Annotated in this window: 20 protein-coding genes; 12 read left to right on the forward strand and 8 right to left on the reverse strand. The window is 47.9% G+C overall.

Annotation, left to right across the window (positions count from 1 at the left end; translation table 11 throughout):
- Window positions 1-14 precede the first annotated feature (14 nt).
- From BFR57_RS01465 to BFR57_RS01515, 11 genes are all read left to right on the forward strand, one after another.
- Window positions 15-1,295: a hypothetical protein gene (locus BFR57_RS01465; protein ID WP_171903918.1), complete on the forward strand. Its 1,281-nt coding sequence runs from the start codon at window positions 15-17 to the stop codon at window positions 1,293-1,295.
- A gap of 284 nt (window positions 1,296-1,579) precedes the next feature.
- Complete coding sequence (locus BFR57_RS01470) at window positions 1,580-1,957, forward strand: response regulator (RefSeq protein ID WP_071462308.1); 378 nt, start codon at window positions 1,580-1,582, stop codon at window positions 1,955-1,957.
- 8 nt (window positions 1,958-1,965) lie between these two features.
- Window positions 1,966-2,496, forward strand: a complete 531-nt coding sequence (locus tag BFR57_RS01475; RefSeq protein ID WP_071462309.1) for an adenine phosphoribosyltransferase — start codon at window positions 1,966-1,968, stop codon at window positions 2,494-2,496.
- Between the two features lie 18 nt (window positions 2,497-2,514).
- Window positions 2,515-4,416, forward strand: a complete 1,902-nt coding sequence (gene dnaX / locus BFR57_RS01480) for a DNA polymerase III subunit gamma/tau (protein WP_071462310.1) — start codon at window positions 2,515-2,517, stop codon at window positions 4,414-4,416.
- A 24-nt stretch (window positions 4,417-4,440) separates the two neighbouring features.
- Window positions 4,441-4,767, forward strand: a complete 327-nt coding sequence (locus BFR57_RS01485) for a YbaB/EbfC family nucleoid-associated protein (protein WP_071462311.1) — start codon at window positions 4,441-4,443, stop codon at window positions 4,765-4,767.
- A gap of 9 nt (window positions 4,768-4,776) precedes the next feature.
- Entirely contained in the window at window positions 4,777-5,385 is a 609-nt protein-coding gene (gene recR, locus BFR57_RS01490; RefSeq protein WP_071462312.1) for a recombination mediator RecR, read from the forward strand.
- Window positions 5,386-5,453: 68 nt separating this feature from the next.
- A complete protein-coding gene (htpG, locus tag BFR57_RS01495) occupies window positions 5,454-7,370 on the forward strand; it encodes a molecular chaperone HtpG (RefSeq protein ID WP_071462313.1) in 1,917 nt (638 codons plus the stop codon).
- A gap of 117 nt (window positions 7,371-7,487) precedes the next feature.
- Window positions 7,488-8,132: an adenylate kinase gene (gene adk / locus BFR57_RS01500; RefSeq protein WP_071462314.1), complete on the forward strand. Its 645-nt coding sequence runs from the start codon at window positions 7,488-7,490 to the stop codon at window positions 8,130-8,132.
- 87 nt (window positions 8,133-8,219) lie between these two features.
- The gene (locus tag BFR57_RS01505; protein WP_171903919.1) at window positions 8,220-8,618 is read left to right on the forward strand and encodes an MAPEG family protein; all 399 of its coding nucleotides are present in this window, start codon (window positions 8,220-8,222) and stop codon (window positions 8,616-8,618) included.
- Window positions 8,619-8,629: 11 nt separating this feature from the next.
- A complete protein-coding gene (locus tag BFR57_RS01510) occupies window positions 8,630-9,412 on the forward strand; it encodes an alpha/beta hydrolase (protein WP_171903920.1) in 783 nt (260 codons plus the stop codon).
- A gap of 13 nt (window positions 9,413-9,425) precedes the next feature.
- Entirely contained in the window at window positions 9,426-10,805 is a 1,380-nt protein-coding gene (locus BFR57_RS01515; RefSeq protein ID WP_071462316.1) for an MATE family efflux transporter, read from the forward strand.
- Here the strand turns inward: BFR57_RS01515 and hisIE are convergent.
- The 8 genes from hisIE to hisG are packed head-to-tail and all read right to left on the reverse strand — an operon-like array spanning window position 10,802 to window position 17,867.
- Window positions 10,802-11,410 (reverse strand): bifunctional phosphoribosyl-AMP cyclohydrolase/phosphoribosyl-ATP diphosphatase HisIE, encoded by a 609-nt coding sequence (hisIE, locus tag BFR57_RS01520; RefSeq protein ID WP_071462317.1) that lies wholly within the window; start codon window positions 11,408-11,410, stop codon window positions 10,802-10,804. The genes BFR57_RS01515 and hisIE overlap by 4 nt on opposite strands.
- Before the next feature lies 1 nt (window position 11,411).
- Window positions 11,412-12,203, reverse strand: a complete 792-nt coding sequence (gene hisF, locus BFR57_RS01525; RefSeq protein WP_071462318.1) for an imidazole glycerol phosphate synthase subunit HisF — start codon at window positions 12,201-12,203, stop codon at window positions 11,412-11,414.
- Window positions 12,173-12,922, reverse strand: a complete 750-nt coding sequence (gene hisA / locus BFR57_RS01530; protein WP_071462319.1) for a 1-(5-phosphoribosyl)-5-[(5-phosphoribosylamino)methylideneamino]imidazole-4-carboxamide isomerase — start codon at window positions 12,920-12,922, stop codon at window positions 12,173-12,175. The genes hisF and hisA overlap by 31 nt, the downstream gene beginning before the upstream one ends.
- The gene (gene hisH, locus BFR57_RS01535; protein WP_071462320.1) at window positions 12,919-13,509 is read right to left on the reverse strand and encodes an imidazole glycerol phosphate synthase subunit HisH; all 591 of its coding nucleotides are present in this window, start codon (window positions 13,507-13,509) and stop codon (window positions 12,919-12,921) included. The genes hisA and hisH overlap by 4 nt, the downstream gene beginning before the upstream one ends.
- Complete coding sequence (hisB, locus tag BFR57_RS01540) at window positions 13,506-14,582, reverse strand: bifunctional histidinol-phosphatase/imidazoleglycerol-phosphate dehydratase HisB (protein ID WP_071462321.1); 1,077 nt, start codon at window positions 14,580-14,582, stop codon at window positions 13,506-13,508. Before hisB ends, hisH begins: the two co-directional genes overlap by 4 nt.
- Window positions 14,579-15,646: a histidinol-phosphate transaminase gene (gene hisC / locus BFR57_RS01545; protein ID WP_071462322.1), complete on the reverse strand. Its 1,068-nt coding sequence runs from the start codon at window positions 15,644-15,646 to the stop codon at window positions 14,579-14,581. Before hisC ends, hisB begins: the two co-directional genes overlap by 4 nt.
- Window positions 15,643-16,965, reverse strand: coding sequence for a histidinol dehydrogenase (hisD, locus tag BFR57_RS01550; RefSeq protein ID WP_071462762.1), 1,323 nt, complete (start codon window positions 16,963-16,965; stop codon window positions 15,643-15,645). Before hisD ends, hisC begins: the two co-directional genes overlap by 4 nt.
- An 8-nt stretch (window positions 16,966-16,973) precedes the next feature.
- Complete coding sequence (gene hisG / locus BFR57_RS01555) at window positions 16,974-17,867, reverse strand: ATP phosphoribosyltransferase (protein WP_071462323.1); 894 nt, start codon at window positions 17,865-17,867, stop codon at window positions 16,974-16,976.
- A 306-nt stretch (window positions 17,868-18,173) separates the two neighbouring features.
- Here hisG and BFR57_RS01560 point away from each other — a divergent pair, with 306 nt between their 5' ends.
- A complete protein-coding gene (locus BFR57_RS01560; RefSeq protein WP_071462324.1) occupies window positions 18,174-18,440 on the forward strand; it encodes a hypothetical protein in 267 nt (88 codons plus the stop codon).
- Window positions 18,441-18,584 lie beyond the last annotated feature (144 nt).

The following is an 18,584-nucleotide window of genomic DNA, read 5'->3' on the forward strand; positions in this document are numbered from 1 at the left end:
AAATGAAAACTGTAATGAAGACATTTGTTACTGCCCTTGCTTTCGGCTTGGTTGTAGCTACCGCTCCGGTAGCTGCACAAGACCTCGGTCTTGATCTGCCAAGTAAAGAAACCGTTGAAGCGCAAAAGAAAGCTCGAAAAAACCAAGTCGCGTCACAGCGTGTTGGTCGAGCGATTATGGATGCGTTCGAGTTGTACGAGCAAGAGCAGTTGCAAGAGGCAATCGTTCTTCTTGAGGAAGAACTGCCAGACGCTGAAGGCTACGATCGAGCTTACTTGAGCCGTTTCTTAGGTACGTTGTATGCGCAAGCAGAACGTACCGACGAAGCACTGCCAATGTTGAAAAACGCGGCAGATCAAGATGTGCTCGGTTGGAGCGACCAAGCGGCTGTCCTCAAACTGGTGGGACAATTGAGCCTTCAAGAAGAGAAGTATGCTCAATCAGTCACGTACCTACAGAAATGGTTCGAATTCACTGGTGAGATGGATCCGCAAGCGTTGTTCTATGTAGCTAACGCTTATTATCAGCAGAAAGAATTCGCTAAAATTGTACCTTATGCGGAAGCGGCACTTAAGTATGCGGATGAGCCTAAGAAGGATTATTACACGCTACTTATGGCCTCTTACTTCGAGCGTAAGATGTACGATCAAGCCATCGCTACGATTGAAGAAGGCTTAGACGTATTGCCAGAAACAATCCCTTGGTGGCCGCAATTAGCCCAAATGTACATGCTCAAGGAAAACCTTCCTAAGGCATTGCAGACAATGGAAATTGCTTACTTAGCGGGTTATTTGAAAGAGGAAAACCAATTTAAGTTGTTGGTTCAACTCTATGATAATGAGGGCATTCCTTACAAAGCTGCGACGACGATGTTAAAACACATCCAGTCGGGCGATGTAGAAGGAACGTCTAAGAACTACTCTACGGCAGCAAATAGCTTCCACCGTGCTAAAGAGTTTGCTGAGGCAGCAAAATGGTACGGTAAAGCGGCAGAGCTTACGGACGATCGTGAAGATAAAGGCGAGTACTTGCGTAAGCAAGGTAACTTGCTGGTTCAGAACGAGCAGTATGTAGCTGCGACTACACCGCTTAAAGGTGCGCTTGATTTGGCGCGCGGCGATGACAAAGGTCGTATCTATATGTCACTTGCAGAAGCGTTCTTCTACGGTGGTGATTACCGTCAAGCACTGACGTATGTGAACGAAGCGGCAAAATTTGACAATCAGCGCCGCAGCGCACGTAGCTGGAAAGGTTATATTCAGTCTACTGCGAAACGCAAAGGCGTCGATCTGTAAAGTTGCAGTTCGCAAAAGCCCCGCACAAGCGGGGCTTTTTTTTGCCTATAATTTACACCGCCCCATACTTTTATAACGGGTGGATTTCGAGTATGATCTGCTCCGACTTTTTACGGAGGAATTTTCATGGGTAGTAACAATTACAAAGATCCTTCTAGCGGTAAATTTCTACTTATTGCTGTTTTACTCTTCGTGTTCGCGGGATGTCTGCCACTTGTTTTACGCTTTGTTCAATTGATCGGTGCGTAACCGAAACGTGCGCTCTGCACAAGGATTTTAATGTTATGACAATTTCAACGCTCGTGGTCGACGACAACGCCAACACACGAGCTGATATTGCAAGTAGTCTGTCTCACTTGGATATCGCACTGGTGTTTGCGAATGATGGGTTAGATGGTCTCAAACAAGCCAAAGAGAGCAGCTTTGACCTAATGATCATTGATCACAAAATGCCACTCATGGATGGTCTGACGTTACTCAAGAACCTACGCCAGCTTGAACATTATCACCACACGCCGATACTGTTTGTCACTACACAAGACGTTACGGATGTGGAGCCTATCGCACTTAAGCACGGCGCTACGCGCTGTTTGAGTAAACCTTTGGATGCTAAATTCTTGGGTGATGTCGTTAGCTATTATACAAAGCGCTCAGTTGCCTAGGGACACCTATGGATTTGATAACCACTATCCGAAACAGCATTCGGGCTATTCCAGATTATCCTAAGCCTGGAATTATTTTCCGCGATATATCTCCGTTATTACAATCAGCTAGGGCTTTTCAAGCGACTATCGAAGCCTTCGCCCAGCGCTATGAAGCTCTGGGCATTGATCAAGTTGCAGCAGTCGAAGCGCGAGGATTTATTTTTGGTGCAGCGCTCGCTCAACGATTAGGGTGCGGGTTAACGTTGCTGCGTAAGCCGGGAAAGTTGCCCGGTCCAGTGGTCAAAGAGAGCTACGCATTAGAGTACGGTGAGGATGCGCTTGAGTTGCAAGAATGCGCATTTAAAGAACCTCAACGTGTTGTATTGATGGATGATTTGCTCGCCACAGGTGGAACCGTTGCAGCCGCGGCGAAGCTTTTGTCGAGAACGAAAGCCGAATTGATAGAAGCGGCTTTTGTAATCACTTTAGACGATCTTCCAGGCGAACAAAAATTGCGAGAACTTGGCATAACGTGCTATACCTTGTGTCGTTTTTAATTAATTAAGAGGCTGTTAATGGCTTATCAAGTGCTTGCCCGAAAATGGCGACCCATGCAGTTTGACCAAGTCGTCGGTCAACAGCATGTTTTGGAGCCGTTATTTCATGCGCTTGAACAACAGCGCTTGCATCATGCTTATTTATTTACGGGTACGCGTGGTGTAGGTAAAACCACCATCGCTCGCATTCTTGCTAAAGCACTGAATTGCGAGCAGGGTGTGGGCGCTCGTCCTTGTGGCGAATGCCAAAGCTGTCAGGAAATTGAGCAAGGCCGGTTTGTCGATCTGATTGAAGTCGATGCCGCATCGCGAACTAAGGTCGAAGACACACGTGAATTGCTTGATAATGTACAATATCGGCCAACCCGTGGTCGCTATAAAGTGTATTTAATAGACGAAGTGCATATGCTGTCTCGCCACAGCTTTAACGCGTTACTTAAGACGCTAGAAGAGCCGCCAGAGCACGTTAAATTCCTACTCGCGACAACGGATCCGCAAAAGCTCCCTATCACTGTCGTGTCTCGCTGCCTACAGTTTAATTTAAGAGCGCTTGATCGTGAACAAATCGTTGGACAGCTCGACTACGTGTTAGAACAAGAACGCGTGGCCCATGATACGCAGGCGCTGGCATTATTAGCGCAGTCCGCCAAGGGCAGTATGCGGGATGCATTAAGCTTAACTGATCAAGCTATTGCGCAGGGGCAGGGCGAAGTTAAGACTGAGTCGGTACAACGTATGCTCGGGCATCTTGCTGATGCTCATGTGCACCCACTACTTGATGCATTAGCTAACGCAGATAACGGCTCTGTTTTTCAAAAGTTTGATGAACTCAAAGCACTCGTGCCTGACCCATTAATGATTCTAAATGAGCTACAGCGCGTTATTCATCGCTTAGCATTAATACAGCAGATCCCTGCTATGATGGCGTCAGAAGAGCAAACTCAGATAACGAAAGGGCTGTTGCGTAAGTTACCGGCTGAAGTATTGCAGTTGTACTACCGAATTATTGTTGAAGGCAAGAAGGAAGCACCTTACGCAGTTGATCCCCAGAGTGCGGTTGAGATGACGTTACTTAGGCTGTTATCTTTTACTTTTGCTGGCCCAGGTACTGAAGATCAGACCATCGAACAGCCGCCTGAATCAAACCTTGGGGCCATGGCGTCAGAAGAAGTGTTCGATGCAGATACTGACGATAATTCTCCAGAACTTGAATCGCACACTTATGAAGAAGCCGATGAACACGTCGGTGACGCGTCAGAGCTGATTGCGCAGCAACAAGATATAGAAGCGCAAGCTGAACAACAGCGAGCGCCAGCGACATCGGACGAAGGTTTGACGTCTCTATTAAACATGCGTCAAGACTTGTCAGCTAGCCAAGCGTCGGAAAAAAAAAATTCTGAAATAGACGTTGAAACATCGGTAGACCAGCCTCATTTAACAACTAAGCAGGTAACGAGTGATGCGGCTGAGTTGACCCATTCAGCCCCTGTGAACTTAGCTCAGATACAGCAGCAGTTTAATTCATCAACACGATGTGCAGCCGATGTAGATAACTGGGCTGCGTTAGTTGATGCAACGGATGTTCAGGGCTTAACCCGGCAGCTTCTGTTAAATTCAGTATTAGAGAAGGTGGGTCACCAGCAATGGTGCATCTGGGTAACCGAAGAACAACAGAGCTTACTGAATGAAAAGACTATGACACTTGCGCGTGAAGCATTAAGTGATGTTTTATCGGCGCAAGGGGAATACCACTTTAAGATTGGATCGCAACAGATGACAACGCCGTTGTTGATACAGCAAGCGATCGATCAATATCGATTAGAGCAAGCCAAGCAGTGGTTGCAAGGCGATGTGGGCTTTAATCAATTATTAGATACATTTGAGGCGGTGGCTGACGAAACGTCGATCAGCGCACGATAAAATTTAGCAACAGAGGATTTGACCATGTTTAAAGGTGGTATGGGAAATATGATGAAGCAGGCGCAGCAAATGCAAGAGCGCATGCAGCAAGCCCAGCAAGAAATCGCTGATATGGAAGTGACCGGCGAGTCAGGCGCGGGATTAGTGAAAGTGACCATGTTGGGTAACCATAACATCAAACGCGTTGAAATCGATGAGAGTTTGATGGATGACGATAAAGAGATGCTCGAGGATCTGATTGCGGCGGCGACTAATGATGCAGTCCGTCGCGTGGAAGAGACGAGCAAAGAACGCATGTCAGAAATTACCGGTGGTATGGGATTGCCGCCCGGTTTTAAAATGCCGTTCTAGGCTTACTTTATGAGTGAAGGAATCAGTCCTGCCATTGATCGCTTGGTCGACGACTTGAAACGTCTTCCAGGTGTGGGTAAAAAAACGGCTCAGCGTATGGCATTCCATTTATTGGAACGTGATCGAGACGGTGCGCAACGTTTGGCTGATTCCTTACATAATGCAGTGGAGCGTGTAGGTCACTGCCAACAATGCCGCACACTAACCGAAGAACCTTTATGTCGTATTTGCGCGAACCCCGCGCGCAGTGAGCAAGGTACGTTATGTGTAGTAGAAACACCGGCTGACGTATTGGCTATTGAACAAACATCGCAATTTAAAGGTCGTTACTTTGTTTTAATGGGACACCTGTCACCCCTTGATGGCATAGGTCCAGAGGACATTGGTTTAGATGAACTTGAAGCACAGCTTAAAAGTGCTGCGATCGAAGAAATCATCTTAGCGACTAACCCCACCGTAGAAGGCGATGCAACGGCTCACTATATCGCTGATATTGCCGAATCATTGAATGTAAACACTTCTCGAATAGCCCATGGTGTGCCCGTTGGCGGTGAATTAGGCTATGTTGATCAGGCCACCCTCGGACATGCATTTACTGGGCGTAAAAAGTTTGGTTAGCGCTTGAAATCGCCTACATCGTCCCCATTTCTGACATGAAAAGGTGGTTGAAGTAGGAGAACACAATTATGGCGGAAGCCGCTCAAACCGAAAAACATGGATTTCAGACAGAAGTTAAGCAACTGCTTAACCTAATGATCCATTCTCTATATTCAAATAAAGAAATCTTCTTACGTGAGCTGGTATCGAATGCGTCTGACGCGGCCGATAAGTTGCGTTTCAAAGCACTTAGCGACAACTCGCTGTACGGCGATGATGGCGAGCTTCGTGTGCGTATCGCGATCGATAAAGACAACCGTACGCTAACAATAAGCGACAACGGTATCGGCATGACGCGTGACGAAGTGATGACTAACTTAGGCACCATTGCTAAATCGGGTACGGCCGAGTTCTTTGGTCAGCTATCGGGTGATGAGGCTAAAGATAGTAAGTTAATCGGTCAGTTCGGCGTTGGTTTTTACTCAGCATTTATCGTCGCTGATGAAGTCACTGTGCGCACGCGCTCTGCCTATGAGTCACCCGAAAATGGTGTCGAATGGCACTCTAAGGGCGAAGGTGAATTTGAAGTCGCAGACACCAAGAAGTCGCAGCGCGGAACAGATATTATTTTGCATTTGAAGGAAGATGCGGATGAATTCTTGGATGACTTCCGTATTCGTGGGGTGATCAATAAATACTCAGAACATTTGAGTATCCCCGTCCAAATGTGGAAAGAAGCTGTTGAAGAGCAAAAAAATGATGACGGCGAAATTATTACGCCTGCCCAAGAGGCTCAATGGGAAACTGTGAACTCGGGTCAAGCCTTATGGACGCGCGATAAAGCGGACATCAGCGACGAAGAATATAAAGAGTTTTATAAGACAGTAGCGCATGACTTCGACGATCCGCTGTTATGGAGCCATAACAAGGTCGAGGGTACACACGAGTACACTAGCCTTCTTTATATTCCGAAACGTGCTCCTTGGGACCTTTGGAATCGTGAGCAACAGCAGGGTGTTAAACTCTATGTGAAGCGCGTCTTTATTATGGATGACGCTGAGCAATTAATGCCGACCTACTTACGCTTTGTTAAGGGTCTTATTGATACTAATGACCTCCCATTGAACGTCTCTCGTGAGATCTTACAAGATAACAAGATTACCCGTTCGATGCGTAATGGTAGTACTAAGAAAGTACTGCAAATGCTCAAGAAATTGGCGAAAGACGATGCTGAACAGTATCAAGGCTTTTGGGACACCTTCGGGAATGTACTAAAAGAAGGTCCTGCGGAAGACAGTGGTAATCGAGAACGTATCGCTGAGCTATTGCGTTTTGCTTCGACACATACTGATGAGCAAACTCAAAACGTCAGTTTAGACGATTACGTTGAACGCATGAAAGAAGGCCAAGACAAGATTTTCTATATCGTCGCCGATAGCTTTGAGGCCGCTAAGAACAACCCAGCACTTGAGATCTTCCGCAAGAAAGGTATTGAGGTGTTGTTACTGTCTGAGCGTATCGATGAGTGGTTGATGAGTCACCTCACCGAGTTTAAAGAGAAGTCGTTGCAGTCGGTAACGCGCGGCGATTTAGACTTAGGCGACTTAGATGATGAAAATGACAAGGCCGAGCAAGAAAAGTCAGAAGAAGCGTTTAAAGAACAGTTAGAACGCTTTGAGAAAGCACTCGGTGAACGCGTCAAAAAAGTACGTGTAACGCACCGTTTGACTAATTCGCCTGCGTGTATCATTACCGATGATAATGATATGAGCACGCAGATGGCTAAGCTGATGGAAGCGGCGGGTCAGAAAGTACCTGAAACAAAATATATTTTCGAGGTTAACCCGGATCATCCTTTAGTCGTAAAAATGCAAAGCAAAAGCGATGCAGAATTTGCCGAGTGGGCTCAAGTACTGCTTGATCAAGCCACGCTCGCAGAGCGCGGAAACCTTAAGGATCCAGCATCTTTTGTAGCTCGTCTTAATAAATTGATGCTTAACGCATAATCACGCTATAGCGCACAGCAACAACCGCTTGCTGTGCGCCTCTGTTCTTGTAAAAACGCCCTCATCGGGGTAAAGTTCCCCTCAGACACTTGAATACAAATATAAACGAGGCTGTTTATGCGCATTATTTTGCTCGGCGCTCCGGGTGCGGGAAAGGGCACTCAAGCTCAATTTTTGATGAATACCTTTGGTATCCCACAGATTTCAACGGGTGATATGCTCAGAGCAGCAATCAAATCCGGTTCAGAGCTTGGAAAGAAAGCAAAACAAGTAATGGATGCGGGGCAACTAGTCTCGGATGAAATTATTATCGAATTGGTAAAAGAGCGGATTGCTGAACCTGATTGCCAAAACGGTTTTTTGCTTGATGGTTTCCCTCGCACGATTCCACAAGCTGACGCTATGCGTGAAAACGGTATCGAAGTTGATCACGTATTAGAATTCGCAGTGCCAGATGATGTTATTGTCGAACGGATGAGTGGTCGTCGTGTACACCCTGGCTCAGGTCGTGTTTATCATATTAAGCACAACCCGCCTAAAGAAGAGGGTAAAGACGACGAAACCGGTGAAGACCTAGTGATTCGTCCTGATGACCAGGAGCAGACGGTACGTAAGCGTCTGGCAGTTTACCATGAGCAGACTGAACCGTTGGTTGAATATTATCAATCACTCGCAAAAGAAACCGACACCGAGTATCATCGTATTGATGGAACTCAGCCAGTCGAAGCTGTTAGCAAGGAGCTCGGTGCGCTACTTAAGTAATCAGTTGCACTGAAAGGCTTTGATAGAGGCTCACCCCACTGGTGAGCCTTTTTAATTTTATACGCTACTACTTTATCGGAGAACATCATGGCCACCCTCACCATAACGAGTCTATTTGCTGGCATTCTGGCATTGATCTACGTTGTACTCTCAGTTCGCATTATTCAACTGCGTTGGCGCCACCGTGTAGGTATCGGAACCAATAAAGTTGAAGAATTACAGCGCGCTGTTCGTGCACACGGTAACTTTATTGAATACGTTCCGCTGATGTTGCTAATGCTAGCGCTTATCGAGTTCAATGGGGTTGGCAGTGCTTGGGTCTATGGCTTAGGGGGGGCGTTAACTATTGCCCGAATGGCTCATGCTGTAGGTTTATCTTCAAATGCAGGCGTGTCTTGGCCTCGTTCAGTAGGTGTGCTAGGCACATTCAGTGTGTTGTTGCTGCAAGCAGGCATTTTAATTGGCATCTTTGTTGGTCAGCTATAGGAGGCATTGACGTGCAGGAGTTAGCACCTGGGATTTCTTACCTGCCCTCACAGGGCGACGTCAAAGGCACCTGTGTACTACTTCACAGTTCGCAAAGCTCTAATGCGCAATGGAAAATGCTGCAACAGACGTTGAGCAGCGATTATAACGTTGTGGGCATTGATCTATTAGGCTACGGACGTGCACCTGAAGTGGAGTCCGCACCTCATTTTCGTTTGCAACAGGAAATTACGCGCATCGAAGAAGCACTCACTCCGACCCTCGGTGAGCAATCTCTAATTTTGATTGGTCATTCTTACGGTGGTGCGGTCGCGCTAAAAATGGCGCAGCAAAAACATTTTAATATTAAGCGTGTGGTTGTGTATGAGCCCGTCAGTTTTCATGTATTGGAAGAAGACTCTCCAGGGATGCAAGAGATTCGGCAGGTGAGTGATGCGATGCACGGGAAAGATCAGGTAGAATGTACGCGTACCTTTATTGACTACTGGAATCAGCCCGGTTATTTCGATGCTCTGCCAGAGCGTGTTCAACAAAGCATGGTTGCGCAAGCGGCAAAAGTTGCGCTGGATTTCGACGCGCTACTCAATGATGAATTAACGCTTAAAGATTATCAGCAGGTTGAAGCGCCTGTACTGATTTTACAAGGTGAATACACACGTCGCAGTGCGCGAGCGGTGGTGAAAGCATTATCCACGGCGCTGACATCAGTGACTGTAAAACCCGTCCAAGCTGGACACATGGGACCTCTTACGCATCCGGCTGAGGTTAACCCACTTATTCTTGACTTTATTTAGGAAGTTGTAAGTCATGGCCAAACACACGCACGAAATTAGAAAGCTCGCTAAACTGACCGGCCCGATATTAGTCGCGCAACTGACGCAGATGCTCATGAGCGTAGTCGATACAGTGATGGCAGGGCGTAAAGATGCGGTGGATTTGGCAGCCGTTTCGGTGGGTGGCAGTATTTTTGTACCGGTCACCTTGTTGATGTTTGGTATTGCACTCGCATTGGCGCCTATCGTTTCGCACTTTGATGGCTCAAAAAAGTATCGTCGCATGGCGAACATGCTGCAGCAAGGGTTGTATGCGTGCGCTATTTTTGGCGTGTTAGCTTTGGTGGTCTTGCAGTTTTCGCCCTACATTCTTGATTGGATGGAGGTCGAGGATCGCTTTCGGCAAGTGACGCTAGATTACGTTAATTACATTGCGTGGGGTGTGCCCGGTTTTGTCATTTATGTGATTTTAAGAAACTTCTGTGAGGGGTTATCCAATACCATGCCATCCTTAGTGATTGGCTTTATTGGGTTACTCATTAATATTCCGGCAAACTATATCTTCATTTACGGTCACTTTGGCGCGCCCGAACTCGGTGGTGCAGGATGTGGTTTAGCATCGGCTTTGGTGTTTTGGGGGATGGCTATTTCGATGGCGATCTATGTATTCACCAGTCGTCGTTATAAGAAGCTTCACCTACTCAGACGCTGGTATCCACCTAAGTTCGATGACGTGGCGTATATTATAAAAATAGGCTTTCCAATAGCGATGTCGCTATTTTTCGAGGTGAGCTTATTTGCCGCGGTGGCGTTATTGATCGCTCCGCTAGGTCCAACGGTGGTATCTGCTCACCAAATTGCATTGAACATCAGTTCGTTGGTATACATGGTGCCATTGAGTATCTCGATGGCTGTGACACTGCGGGTGGGTTTTGCTTTAGGTGCTGGCGAACCTAAAAATGCCATGTTGAGTTTTAAAATTGCGATGGTATTCGGCATGGTCTTCGCCGCGGTTAACGGTGTGATCATGTATTTAGGTGGTGCTTGGCTGGCAAGCTTGTACACACCTGATACGGCGATCATTAATCTTGCCGCAACCTTGATGGGGCTGGCGGCAATTTTTACGATGTCAGACACGTTTCAAGCCGTTGCTATGGGAACCTTACGGGGATATAAAGACACCAAATGGCCGATGATTATGGCATTTATCTCGTATTGGCCGTTTGGTTTAACAGTCGGTTACATTCTTGGACGCACCGACTGGTGGGTGCCTCGCATGGGGGCCGCGGGCTTTTGGATTGGCTTTATCAGTGGCTTAACAGTTGCCGCGGTCATGCTTACCATCCGCCTGCGCTACGTATCTAAGCACTACGAGCGCAAGCAGTTCGAGCAAACAGTGAACAACGCCACTTAACGGTGGCGTTGTTGTAACACCTCAAGCACTTGTTCGAGGCTCAAATCACTCGCCTCTAAAGTCACCAGCAGGTGATAAAGTAAATCGGCACTTTCATTAAGTAATTCATCTTTATCCTGCACGGTGGCGGCAAGCGCAACCTCAACACCTTCCTCACCCACCTTCTGAGCGATACGCTTAATGGGTTGGCTTAATAGCTTTGCGGTGTAGCTTTCGTCAGGTGAGGCGCCGCGACGCGCCTTAATAATATTGTTTAACTGCACTAAAAAGGGTGCAGGCGCTTCGGCAAAACATGAACGTGTACCTAAGTGGCAAGTCGGTCCTTGCGGTATCGCTTGGACAAGAATCGAATCATTGTCACAGTCGCGATAGGCGCCAGTGAACTGTAAAACATGACCCGACTGCTCACCTTTTTGCCAAAGTCGCTGTTTGCTACGACTGTAAAAGGTCACCGCTTTGGTCTGCAAGGTTTGTAGCAATGCATCGCGGTTCATGTAACCTTGCATAAGTACTTCGCCGGTTAGGACATGCTGTACAATACAGGGAACAAGCTGATTCATTTTCTCCCAAGCAAGTTGGTCTACCGTGCTTTCAGTAATTAGCATGTTACAAAACTCCTTGTTCGATTGGACGAATCGCGATGCCTTCGTCAATCAGTTGTTGCTTCAGCTCCGCCATGGCGATGATATTCTTGTGAAACACCGAAGCGGCTAAGGCGCCATCAACATCGGCTTGTTTAAATACATTGGTAAAATGGTCAATGGCACCTGCGCCACCAGACGCGATCAGCGGCACTGAACAGTGACGTCGTATTGATGCCAGTTGTTCGACATCATAGCCTTTTCGTACACCATCTTGATTCATACAGTTGAGAACGATCTCACCGGCACCGCGCGCGATGACCTCGTTGACCCAATCTTTGGTCTGCCACTGCGAGCGACGTGATTTGCTCTCGTCACCGGTAAACTGATGCACCTCGTATTCACCGCTGTCCGCATTAAAATAGCTATCAATACCAATGACGACACATTGCTGACCAAACTCATCGACCATCTCATTGATCAGTTCAGGGTTCATCAGTGCAGGCGAGTTAATCGACAACTTATCAGCGCCCATGGAAAGGAGCTCACGACCATGAGCCAGCGTACGAATACCACCTGCGACGGTAAACGGAATATCGATTTCGCGCGCGACGCGTTCAACCCAACTCTTGTCGACTGTGCGACCATCGGAGGATGCCGTAATATCGTAGAAAACCAATTCATCAGCGCCTATTTCCGCATAGCGTTTTGCTAAGGGCAAGATGTCGCCGATCAGTTCGTGATTACGAAATTGAACGCCCTTAACGACTTGACCGTCACGAACATCTAAGCAGGGGATGATGCGTTTTGCCAACATTGGATCGCCTCCTCTAAACTAAATGCACCCGTCAGTAATGACTTACCTAAGATGACATGGTCACACTGGGCAGCTTTCAAGCGTTGAATATCTTCGAGACTATTAACACCGCCCGATGCCTGCCATTGAATGGCTGGGAAACGCTTTTTATACGCTTCGTACAATGCCACATTACTGCCTTGCATGGTGCCGTCACGGCTGATGTCTGTGCACAATACATGCGCGCAACCTAATGCGGAGAAACGTTTGAGTATGTCGTCTAAAGTCACTTCACTGGATGACTGCCAACCATGAGTCGCAACACGCGCAATGCCATCCGCGTCAATGTTGACATCAAGTGCGAGTACGATTTTCTCAGCGCCAAATTGTTTAAACCAAGCCTCAACCTGTTCCGGATCGGTAACGGCCTTTGAACCAATGACTACTCGTTTAATACCGCAGGCAAGAATTTCTTCGATATCTTCGGTGCTGCGAATACCGCCACCCGCCTGACAGTTTAAAGTGGTCGCTGTACAAATTGTACGCAATGTTTCGAGTTGGCGATTTTGTGGGTTCTTCGCACCATCTAAATCGACCAAGTGCAGCCATTCTGCCCCCGCAGCTTGGTAGCTTTGCGCCTGCTCAACTGCATCAATGTCGAAGGTGGTTTGTTGATTAAAGTCACCTTGATAGAGGCGCACAACCCGGCCTCCAATTAAGTCTAATGCAGGAATCATCATAACGCGTTCTCCAAGAAACGTTTAAGCATGGCACGACCGACCGCACCTGAGCGCTCTGGATGAAATTGAGCACCGATAAAATTATCTTTGCGGATCATGGCCGCGAAGGTATCACCGTAATCGCAGGTGGCGATGGTGTAGTCATCTTTTGCAACGGCATAACTGTGAACAAAATAACAATAAGGCTCGGTGTCATTATCGAGCAACGGATTGGTGTTGGTTGCACAGACGTTATTCCAGCCCATATGCGGCAAAGGTCTATCACCGACCTGCATACGTTTAGTTTGCGCAGGGATTAAGCCTAAGCACTCCACGTCACCTTCCTCAGAGTGTGCTGTCATCAGTTGCATACCAAGACAAATACCCAATGTAGGTTGGGTGAGCGCTTTAATGGGCTCAATTAACTGTTTACGTTGTAGATTGCGCATCGCTGCAGCTGCTGTTCCCACACCCGGCAAAATGACGCGATCAGCGGCGCCGATGGTCGCCTCATCGTCAGTAATCACAGGCTGATAGCCTAGGCGCTCAATGGCAAACTTTACCGAGGTGAGATTCGCACACTCGGTATCGACAATTACAATTTTCACGCGAGCATTCCTTTACTTGAAGGTAACTGTTGGTCGCCCGTTTTCGCCACGGCTTGACGCAGCGCGCGACCAAAGACTTTAAATAAGCTTTCAACCTGGTGGTGCGTGTTGCCCTCGGTTGTTGACAAGTGCAAGCTAATCGCCATTGCATCGGTGAGCGAGCGGAAGAAGTGCTCAACCATTTCGGTTGATAATTCGCCCACTTTGTCGCGCGTGAAATCCGCCTGCCACTTGAGGTAAGGTCGACCTGAAAGATCGATAAGACACTCAGCACGACACTCATCCATCGGTAATGCAAAACCAAAACGGCCAATACCGCGTTTATCACTTAAGGCTTGGCGTAGTGCCTGACCTAGTGCCAGCGCCGTGTCTTCAATGGTGTGGTGGTCGTCAATGTGTAAATCACCTGTCACGTTTACGGTTAAACTGATACCAGCGTGTGTCGCTATCTGCTCTAGCATGTGGTCAAAGAAGCCAATCCCCGTTGAAAATGAACGCGGTGCTGCATTATCGAGGTCAACTGCAATACGGATATCGGTCTCATGGGTGGTTCGAATCACCTCAGCAGAACGCGAGCGCTGGGTCAGGTCGCGCACGATAGCGTTCCAATCTAGGTTGGCACGGTCATATCGAATACCGCGTATACCCATACTCTCTGCAAGTTTAATGTCCGTTTCGCGATCGCCAATCACATAACTATCGGTGAAGTCGATAAGGCCTTTTTGTAGGTAATCCTGCACTAAGCCGAGTTTTGGCTTCCGGCAACTACAGTTGTCTTCCTCAAAATGCGGGCAAATCAGTACGTCGTCGAAGCGCACGCCTTGACTTGCAAAGACAGCCATCATTAAGTCATGAGGCGCGTCGAAGTCGGCTTGTGGAAAACTGTCTGTCCCCAGCCCATCTTGGTTGGACACCATGACGAGGCGATAACCCGCCTGCTGTAACTTAAGCAGGGCAGGGATCACATTCGGCTCAAATTCGAGCTTACTGACGCTGTCTAACTGTTTGTCGACAGGTGGTTCAAGCACCAGTGTGCCGTCACGATCGATAAATAGCCAACGTTGCTGATTCATTGAATATCTCCAAAAAAGCGTTTCAGTGCATCAATAACAAGTGTGTTTTCTCGTTCATTACCGACGCTGATGCGTATTGTGTTGTCGAGTCCGACTTGTGCTGATTGATTACGTATTAATATACCGTTCTGCTGCATGGTCTGCATGAGGCTTTCGGCATCGGCAACACGATACAATAAAAAGTTCGTTTCACTCTCGGCAACTAACGCCATTGGCAGCTCCGCTAATTCATCGCGGATGCGCTGGCGCTGTTTGGTGGTGCGTGTTACGTCGGCTTGAACGCGTTCGATGCCGGCCGGCGATAACGCCTGACTAGCAACTTGAATGGTCAAGTCCGGCAGCGGATAAGGCGCCAGTACTTTCTGCAATACGGTAATGACGTCGTCGTTGGCGAGCGCAAAACCACAGCGTGCCCCCGCGAGCGCAAACGCTTTTGATAAAGTACGCAACACCACCAAATTAGGATATTTCTCTAACCAATCAACGACACTCGCCTCGGCACAAAACTCGATGTAAGCCTCATCTACGACCACGAGACTGGTCGTCGCGAACTTAAGCACTGCCTCGATATCTTCTTCTGCAAGCCGATTACCGACAGGGTTGGAAGGAGAACACAAGAAAATGAGACGAGCGTCTGCGCTACGCGCCTTGATAGCGTCTAAATCGAGTTGATAAGACGAAGTTAACGGTACCGAGACCACGTCAGCCCCATGCGTTTGCGCAGAAATTGCATACATACCGTAGGTCGGTGGACAAATAAGCACACGGTCTTGTTTAGGTTCGCAAAACGCTTTGATAAGCAGCTCGATTGCTTCGTCAGATCCGCGGCAACTTAAAACCTGTTCAAGGCGAACATTAGCGTAGTCCGCGTAAGCTTGATTGAGGCGCTGCGACTGAAACGCTGGGTACCGGTTCAACTGTGAGCAATCCAGCGCGTAATCGTATGCGTAGGGTGACTCGTTGGCGTTTAGCCATACTGAACCGCCGCTCATCGAGCGTCGTGCTGACGCGTAGGGCACCAAGGTTTTTAAGTGTGGACGCTGTAACTGTTCAGCTAAGCTCATGCGTTGTCCTCCTGCGCCTCTAAGCGAATGGTCACGGCACGTTTATGCGCATCTAAGCCTTCAATTTCGGCGAGCGTGGTAATGCTGTCAGCGAGATCAGCTAAACCATCGCGAGTCACTTCTTGCAACGTGTAGCGGCGATAAAAGTCTAATAGCCCTAAACTGCTGTAGTTTTTAGCGTAGCCATAGGTCGGTAAGACGTGGTTTGTACCAGTTGCATAGTCGCCACCCGATTCAGGGGTATAGTGACCCACAAAAATCGATCCTGCTGTAGTTAGTTGCTCACTCAATGCTGCTGCCGCATCGGTTTGTACAGCAAGGTGCTCGGGTGCGTAACTTTGTGTAACAGCAACCGCCTCGGCTAAGCTTTTAGTGACAATTAACCGACTTGAAGCAAGCGCTTGCCGCGCGATGTCGACGCGAGGTAATGCATTGCATTGCGCAACAAGCTCAGCTTGCACCGCTTGGGCAAGCGCAGCTGATGGTGTGACTAGAATAACCTGTGAGTCGGGGCCGTGCTCTGCCTGAGATAATAAATCAGCGGCGACAAAACGCGGATTGGCGGAGTCATCGGCGAGCACTAACAGCTCCGAAGGACCGGCCGGCATATCAATGCTAATGCCGCTATCGTTTTGACTTAATTGTTGCTTTGCTTCTGTCACAAACGCGTTGCCCGGGCCAAACACTTTATCAACTTTAGGTACGGACTCGGTTCCGTACGCCAACGCTGCGATAGCCTGCGCACCGCCACACATAACTAAGGTATCGATACCGCATTTTTCTGCGGCGTAGACGACTTCCGGTGACATCTGACCTTGTTTGTTGGGAGGCGTAACCAGTACACGTGTTTTACAGCCGGCAATCTGTGCGGGTACGCCTAACATGAGTGCGGTAGAAGGCAAGGTCGCCGACCCACCAGGAATATAAAGACCGACCGACTCAAGCGCCGTGTATTTTAGTGTGCAGCGCACGCCTGGTGAGGTGTTCAGGGTAATATCTTCAGGTGTTTGCGCGAGGTGAAAGGCACGAATATTATCATAGGCTTTATCAATGGCGGCTTTAGCTCGTTCGGAAACCTGTGCCAGTAACGCTTGCTTTTGTTCACCGCTTAACACCAATTGCGAAATCTCTGCACAGTCGAATTGTCGGGTGTAGTCAAGTAACGCTGCGTCACCTTCAGTTTTCGTGCGCTCAATGATTGAGCGCACGGTTTCTTTAAGCTCAAGTGAGCGGCTTTGTTCTGGGCGAGCAAGCGTGGCTTGTCGCTCTGCGTTACTAAGCTGTGACCATTGCGTGATGGCAATGTTTTGTCGCGTCAACATACCGTTTATCCCATCATTTTTTCAATTGGTAATACGAGTATTGAGCTGCAGCCGAGGTCCTTTAAATCTTCCATTGTTTCCCAGAACAGCTTTTCTGTACTCACGACGTGCACAGCGACTTGCTCATCAGTGTGGCTTAATGGCAAGACGGTAGGCGTTTCCGCGCCAGGAAGTAATGCATTCACTTCATCCAGGCGGTTTTTGGGCGCGTGTAGCATAATGTACTTGCTTTCTTTCGCCATTTGCACGCCGTCAATACGCGGTAGTAGCTGGTCCATCATGGCCTGCTTTTCAGCGGATAATGGATTGGCGTTTTGAATCAACTGCGCCTGTGAACGAAAGATGACTTCCTTCTCAACGAGACCGTTAGCTTCTAGTGTGGCGCCGGTCGATACTAAATCACAAATGGCATCGGCAAGCCCAGCGCGTGGCGCGACTTCAACTGAGCCGGTTAGCACGACATTCTTTGCTTTGATGCCGTTATTTTTTAGGTAGCGTTGCAGTAGGTACGGGTAAGTACTCGCGATACGCTTACCTTGCAGATCGTCGATAGCGTTGTAGTCGCTTTCGCGTGGCACCGCAATGGACAGGCGGCAACCACCAAAATCAAGACTACGCAGTGCCTTATACTCTGCGTTCTCATTGACCGCGGTGCGCTCAAGCGCGACCTCTTCTAATACGTTTTCACCCACTAAACCGAGGTCGACGACGCCATCCATAACTAGGCCTGGAATGTCATCGTCGCGTACTCTGAGCAAATCAATAGGGTGGCTGGTACTGTGGGCGATGAGGCGCGCTTCATTAATGCTGAATTTGACACCACATGCATTAAGCAAAGATAAAGACTCCTTGCTTAAACGGCCTGACTTTTGAATCGCTATAGTAAGTCGTTCACTCATTGATCTACTCCTGATAATAAAAAAACCCTTCGAAAGCTGCCTTTCGAAGGGTTGTATAGTCATGCGAAAGGCTAGTCAAAATATGGACTAGCCTGAATAATAAACCTAGCTAGCCCAGTAAATTCCAATGTTGATGATGGTGGTGCTGGCTTAAGTTCATTTGTTCGTTTCCTTAAAAAAATGGTTTTAACTGTTAAGTTGTATAGCACTATAAATAAAAAAAAGACTGAACGCAACTCTATTGGTGCATAAAAGTTGGACGATAATAGTCTAAACTCATGACAGAGAGACGTGTGGAGACGCGATATGGTCAACTTTGATGCAATGATTCCTTTGATACCGAAAGATGCGCGTATTCCGGTGAGTCACAATGAAGAGCAACTGAAAGTAGAGCAAGTGGAGAAAGCCCAGAAACTTGCTGCTGTTGAAGAAGAGCAAGAAAATAGTATCGGTGATCGCGATGCCGAACACCATGAGCAAGGTGCGCAATCAAGAGACGGTGAAGCAAACGAAGAGCAAAGCGAGGATGATGAACGTCGTGATGGTGACGGGCACATCGATACCTATGCTTAAGACAGACACCTAAGTAATGCGATGTCGACACGCAAAAAGTAAGTTATAACCTATCTAGCTGCATGGGATTTAACATTAACAGCGAGCTGGCAACTATGTCATACTATAGCGCTTTAATCAGTCGATATTTGAATTAGGTGTGGG

The sequence above is a fragment of the Idiomarina sp. MD25a genome (assembly GCF_001870515.1).
Classification (GTDB): Bacteria; Pseudomonadota; Gammaproteobacteria; order Enterobacterales; family Alteromonadaceae; genus Idiomarina.